The organism is Nocardioides sp., from assembly GCF_034670285.1.
Lineage (GTDB): Bacteria > Actinomycetota > Actinomycetes > Propionibacteriales > Nocardioidaceae > Nocardioides.
Genome location: NZ_JAXMNS010000298.1, coordinates 1 through 4,944, shown reverse-complemented (window position 1 = coordinate 4,944; position 4,944 = coordinate 1). Strand labels below are relative to the sequence as shown.

Sequence of the window (4,944 nt, the reverse complement as noted above, 5' to 3'; positions counted from 1 at the left end):
GGGCGGTCGGAGCGGCGGGCGGAGGGTTCATGGAGCCAGTCTCTCGCGCACCCCTAGGCTCGACGCCATGACCTCGATCGACAACTTCTGGGCCGTCGTTCCTGCGGGCGGTGCCGGCACCCGGCTGTGGCCGCTCTCGCGCTCGGCCGCCCCCAAGTTCCTGCGTGACCTCACCGGCACCGAGCGCTCGCTGCTCCAGGGCACGTGGGACCGCCTCGCGCCCCTGGTCGACGAACGCTTCCTGGTCGTGACCGGACAGGCCCACGCGGAGGCCGTCGCGGCTCAGCTGCCGGAGGTGCCGGCGCACTCGATCGTCGCGGAGCCCTCGGCGCGCGACTCGATGGCCGCCATCGGGCTGGCTGCCGCGATGCTCGAGCGACGCGACCCCGACGCCGTGATGGGCTCGTTCGCCGCCGACCACGTGATCACCGACCCCGATGTCTTCGGCGAGGCCGTCGAGGTCGCCGTCCGCGCTGCGCGTGACGGCTGGTTGGTGACGATCGGGATCAAGCCGACCTTCCCGTCCTCGGCCTTCGGCTACATCCACGTGGGCGACGCCCTCGACGGCCACGCCGGCGCGCACGCGGTGCGAGAGTTCGTGGAGAAGCCGTCGGTCGAGGTCGCGCAGGGCTACCTCGCCACCGGGACGTTCCAGTGGAACGCCGGCATGTTCGTCGTACGACCCGGCGTGCTGCTGGACCTGCTCGCCGAGCAGGACCCCGACTTCACCGCCGCCCTGCGGGCGATCGCCGCGGCCCCCGACACCCTGGCCGAGAGCTGGGAGTCACTGCCGAAGATCGCCCTCGACCACGCCGTCGCCGAGCCCGCGGCTGCGGCCGGACGCGTGGTCGTGGTGCCGGCGTCCTTCGGCTGGGACGACATCGGCGACTTCGACTCGCTCGCCACCCTGCTCGAGGGCGCGGCCGACGCCGACTCGGGGACGACCGTGCTCGGCGACCCGGCGCTCGTGCACGCCATCCACAGCACCGGCCTCGTGGTGCCGGCCGGAGGGAAGGTCGTCGCCGTGATCGGCCTCGACGACGTGGTCGTCGTCGACACCCCCGACGCGCTGCTGGTGACCACCCGCGCCCAGGCGCAGGCCGTCAAGCAGATCGTGAGCCGCCTCAAGGACGAGGGGCGCAGCGACCTGACCTGACCTGGCCTGGCCTGGCCTGACCTGGACTGGCCTGACCTACAGTGCGCCGGACTCCGGGGAGTCGGTGTAGGGGTAGTCGGCCATGAAGGTCTCCAGGGCCTCTCCGCTCGTCTCGGAGCAGTACTGCCAGACCCCGGTGGAGCTCGTCTCGTCGCCCTTCCAGTGGGTCATCGCCACGTGCTGGCCCTCGGGGAACGGGTCGCCGTCCTCGTCGCTGGAGAGCCACGGGGCCGCGATGAACTTGAGGCGGAAGTTGGTGTCCTCGAGGTCGAACTTCTTCGCGATGGCCTTGATCTCGCTGATCTGACCGGCGTCCTCGGCGACGCTCTCGTCGTACCAGAGGATCGTGTAGCCGTGCTCGAGGTTGTGCACCAGCGCCTCGAGCTCGGGGCGGTCGTCGGCGTCGTAGAACTTCTCGGTGAACGGTGCCGGCGCGACGCCGGCGACGTTCCAGTGCGGACCGAACGCCGGGGGCGAGGTCTCGTAGGTCACCTCGGTGCCCTGCGGCACGTGGTTGTTGACGTCGGTGGCGTCCTCGGTGACGACGTCCTGGCACACGGAGGCCGCAGCGCCGACCTCGGCGACCTCGAGACTGCTGTACTTGCGCAGGTCGAGGGCGTTCTTGATCGGCTGGTAGGAAGCCGCTCCGATGAGCCCGAGGGCGATAATCACGCAGACGGTGACGATGATGTTGCTGCGGCGCTTCTCGGCGCTGCGCTGCTTCTTCATCGCACTGTCGATCAACGCCTGGCGCGCGCTCTTGTCGGACTTGGACGGCTTGGCCACAGTCGGCTTACCTTCACTTCTGGTGGGGCGTCGGTCGGGATCGCGTGAAGTCTACGGACTGCACGGTCGGAGCCGGAGAGCGGTGTCGTCAGCGGTCGGCCCGGGGTCGGCGTCGACCTGCCAGCCGTGCGCGAAGGCGAGCACTGCGGCCCGTGCCGCCGCACCGGCCCCCTCGACGGACGCCTGCACGCAGTCGGGTGCCGTGGTGACGGCCTCGACCTCGAGGGTCTCGGCGAACGCGTGCACGAGGTCGTCGGCGGTCACTGGAGCGCCGAAGGGAGCGCGGTCGGAGGCCTCGCCACGCACAGCGCGCAGCACCGCCTCGCGAGCCCCGTAGCCGAAGAGGTCCTGGCCCTCGACCCGCACCAGCGCGCTCGCGCCCGGACCGTCGTCGTCGACCGGCAGCACCAGGTCGTCCCGTCCGCGCACGATCGCGAAGGGCCGGGCCCCGAGCTTGCCCTGGGCCAGCTCGGCGAGACCGGCGATCTCGTCGGCGACGGCCGGGGCGGTGACGGCCAGCTCGTTGCCGTGCGCGTCGTGGCGCCCGGCGAAGCTCTCGGCGACGACGACGCCGGCGGCGCCGATCGCGATGTCGGTCTGGCCCTCGCGCCAGGCGCGCCCGGCGGTGTCGGTGATGATGACGCCGAGGCGCAGGCCGGTGCGGCGGTGCAGGGCGGCGCGCAGCCGCCGGGCCGAGGCATCGGGGTCGAGGGGCAGCAGCACCGAGCTGCCCTGGACGACGTTGGAGGAGTCGATGCCGCCGGCGGCCAGCACGAGGCCGTGGCGGGTCCGGACGATGGTCGTGGGGCCGCGGCGGGCCACGACGCGCTGCGTCTCGGCAGCGAGGTGCTCGTCGCGGGTCCCGAGGACGACGCGGTCCTCGGCCTTGCTGACGACCTTGCTGGTGACGACGACGACGTCCCCGTCTTGGAGCCCGTCTGCGAGCCCGCCAGTGAGCCCGTCCGTGGGGAGCAGGGCGAGGAGCACGTCGGCGAGGTCGGTGCCGGCGGCGATCTCGGGTGCGCCGTCGGGTGCGTGGGCCCGGACGGCCTGCTCGCGTGAGGTCACGCGGACCGGCCCTCGCCCACCAGGGCGATGGCCGCCGCCACCATCGCTGCGGTGGCGTCGTGGTCGGTCATCATCAGCGGCACGGCCTCGCACGCGATCCCGGCCTCGCGCACGGCGGCGACCTGGTCGGCGTCGCTCGCGTCGACGAGCCACCCGTCGAGCACGCCGGTGCCGGAGCCCTGGCGGGAGCCGTAGTGGCGCCCGACGGCGCCGGCGCTGACCTCGACGCCGATCGAGGTGAGCATCTGGTGGGCCATCCCGCGCACGTGGGTCCCTCCGACGATGGGGGAGAGCCCGACGACCGGGGCCGAGGTGCCGCGCACCGCCTCGCGGACACCGGGCACGCCTAGGATCGTGCCGATCGAGACCACCGGGTTGGACGGCGGCAGGATCACCAGGTCGGCGTCGGTGATGGCCTCGATGACGCCCGGTGCGGGGGTCGCCTCGTCGAGACCGACCACGACGACGGCCTCCGCGGGCACCTCGGCGCGCAGCCGGACCCAGTACTCCTGGAAGTGCACGACCCGTCGTCCGCTGGGTGCCTCGTCGTCGGCGATCGCCACGTGGGTCTCGATGCGGTCGTCGCTCATGGGCACGAGTCGTACGCCGGGCTGCCAGCGGCGGCACAGCGCGCTGGTCACCTCGGAGAGCGGGTAGCCGGCGTCGAGCATCTGGGTGCGGACGAGGTGCGTGGCCAGGTCGCGGTCGCCGAGGCCGAACCAGGTCGACTCGACGCCGTACTCGACGAGCTCCTCCTTGATGCTCCACGTCTCCTCGCGCCGACCCCAGCCGCGGCCGGGGTCGATGCCGTCGCCGAGGGTGTACATGACGGTGTCGAGGTCGGGGCAGATCTTCAGCCCGTGCATCCAGAGGTCGTCGGCGGTGTTCGTGATGGCGGTGATCGTCACACCGTCGTCGATCGCGGGCAGCGAGCCCGAGGCGATACCGTGACGCAGTCCTTGGAGGAACCGGGCCCCGCCCATTCCGCCGCACAACACCGTGATGTTCTTCATGGGTCCTACTGTGCCGCCCCCGTGACGGGCCGCTGTGGCCGGGACCCCTGCCCCTGGTGGGGCCATAGCAGATGCGGGGCTTGACTTACGGCTACGACAGGCATGTAATTCTCACAGTGTTGTTCAGCAAGTGTGGGGGTTATTCCCTCCGTCATCCTGGCGGAGGAACAGCCGGGTCGAGAGGCAGATAACCATGAGAGAGCTCTTTCTCCTTGAACCGGAGACGGACGAAGCGGGATGGCAGGAGCGCGCGCTGTGCGCTCAGACCGATCCCGAGGCGTTCTTCCCCGAGAAGGGTGGGTCGACGCGAGAGGCGAAGAAGGTGTGCCTCACGTGCGAGGTGCGCGACGAGTGCCTCGAGTCGGCCCTGATGAACGACGAGCGGTTCGGCATCTGGGGTGGTCTCTCCGAGAGGGAGCGCCGCAAGCTCAAGAAGCGCGCCGTCTAGCACGATCCGTCGCAAGCGCACCACAGCAGGGAGACCCCGGTCGATGAAGACCGGGGTCCTGCTGCTTTTTCGGGCCGGTTCTCGGTGCCGAGACTTTTTCCTCCCCAGCCTGCGCGCTCTAGGGTGCGCTGGTGTCCTCCGCCATCCTGACCACCGCCCAGGTGGCCGTGCTCATCGTCAGTCACGACGGTGCGCGCTGGCTCCCGGGCGTGCTGGAGGGCCTGGCTGAGCAGGGCCTCGACCCGAGGACGCCGGTGGTCGCGGTCGACACCGGCAGCAAGGACGAGAGCGCCGCGCTCCTCGCTCCGGTGGCCGACGTGGTCGACGCCCCCTCCTCGACGTCGTACCCCGCTGCCGTACGGCGGGGCCTCGAGCGACTGGACCACGTGTCGGCCGAGGGTGACGACCACGAGTGGATCTGGCTGCTCCACGACGACTCGCGACCCGCTCCGGGCGCCCTGGCCGCGTTGCTC

At 71.4% G+C, this 4,944-nt stretch carries 6 protein-coding genes; 3 read left to right on the top strand and 3 right to left on the bottom strand.

Annotated features, from left to right (window positions below; translation table 11 throughout):
• Nucleotides 1-67: 67 nt before the first annotated feature.
• Nucleotides 68-1,156 carry a mannose-1-phosphate guanylyltransferase gene (locus VOI19_RS14325; protein WP_323793639.1) on the top strand — a complete coding sequence of 363 codons (1,089 nt, stop codon included), beginning with the start codon at nucleotides 68-70 and terminating at the stop codon, nucleotides 1,154-1,156.
• A 36-nt stretch (nucleotides 1,157-1,192) separates the two neighbouring features.
• On the opposite strand, the gene VOI19_RS14320 is transcribed toward VOI19_RS14325, so the two are convergent.
• Genes VOI19_RS14320 through cofD form a run of 3 tightly spaced genes read right to left on the bottom strand, consistent with a single transcriptional unit; the run spans nucleotide 1,193 to nucleotide 4,023 of the window.
• On the bottom strand, nucleotides 1,193-1,942 hold the full coding sequence (locus VOI19_RS14320) for a DUF3105 domain-containing protein (RefSeq protein WP_323793638.1): 750 nt from the start codon (nucleotides 1,940-1,942) through the stop codon (nucleotides 1,193-1,195).
• A gap of 51 nt (nucleotides 1,943-1,993) precedes the next feature.
• Nucleotides 1,994-3,010 (bottom strand): coenzyme F420-0:L-glutamate ligase, encoded by a 1,017-nt coding sequence (locus VOI19_RS14315; protein WP_323793637.1) that lies wholly within the window; start codon nucleotides 3,008-3,010, stop codon nucleotides 1,994-1,996.
• Complete coding sequence (gene cofD / locus VOI19_RS14310; protein ID WP_323793636.1) at nucleotides 3,007-4,023, bottom strand: 2-phospho-L-lactate transferase; 1,017 nt, start codon at nucleotides 4,021-4,023, stop codon at nucleotides 3,007-3,009. The genes VOI19_RS14315 and cofD overlap by 4 nt, the downstream gene beginning before the upstream one ends.
• Before the next feature lie 193 nt (nucleotides 4,024-4,216).
• On the opposite strand from cofD, the gene VOI19_RS14305 reads away from it, so the two are divergent.
• Both VOI19_RS14305 and VOI19_RS14300 read left to right on the top strand, forming a co-directional pair.
• Nucleotides 4,217-4,471 carry a WhiB family transcriptional regulator gene (locus VOI19_RS14305; RefSeq protein ID WP_300406357.1) on the top strand — a complete coding sequence of 85 codons (255 nt, stop codon included), beginning with the start codon at nucleotides 4,217-4,219 and terminating at the stop codon, nucleotides 4,469-4,471.
• A 131-nt stretch (nucleotides 4,472-4,602) separates the two neighbouring features.
• Nucleotides 4,603-4,944 (top strand): glycosyltransferase family A protein (locus VOI19_RS14300; RefSeq protein ID WP_323793635.1); only part of this gene is annotated, 342 nt, incomplete at its 3' end.

What these genes read in the sequence shown, in the direction of transcription:
- VOI19_RS14325 (WP_323793639.1), top strand. Translation starts at nt 68, where the DNA reads ATGACCTCGATCGACAACTTCTGGGCCGTCGTTCCTGCGGGCGGTGCC.
- cofD (WP_323793636.1), bottom strand. Translation starts at nt 4,023, where the DNA reads ATGAAGAACATCACGGTGTTGTGCGGCGGAATGGGCGGGGCCCGGTTC.
- VOI19_RS14305 (WP_300406357.1), top strand. Translation starts at nt 4,217, where the DNA reads ATGAGAGAGCTCTTTCTCCTTGAACCGGAGACGGACGAAGCGGGATGG.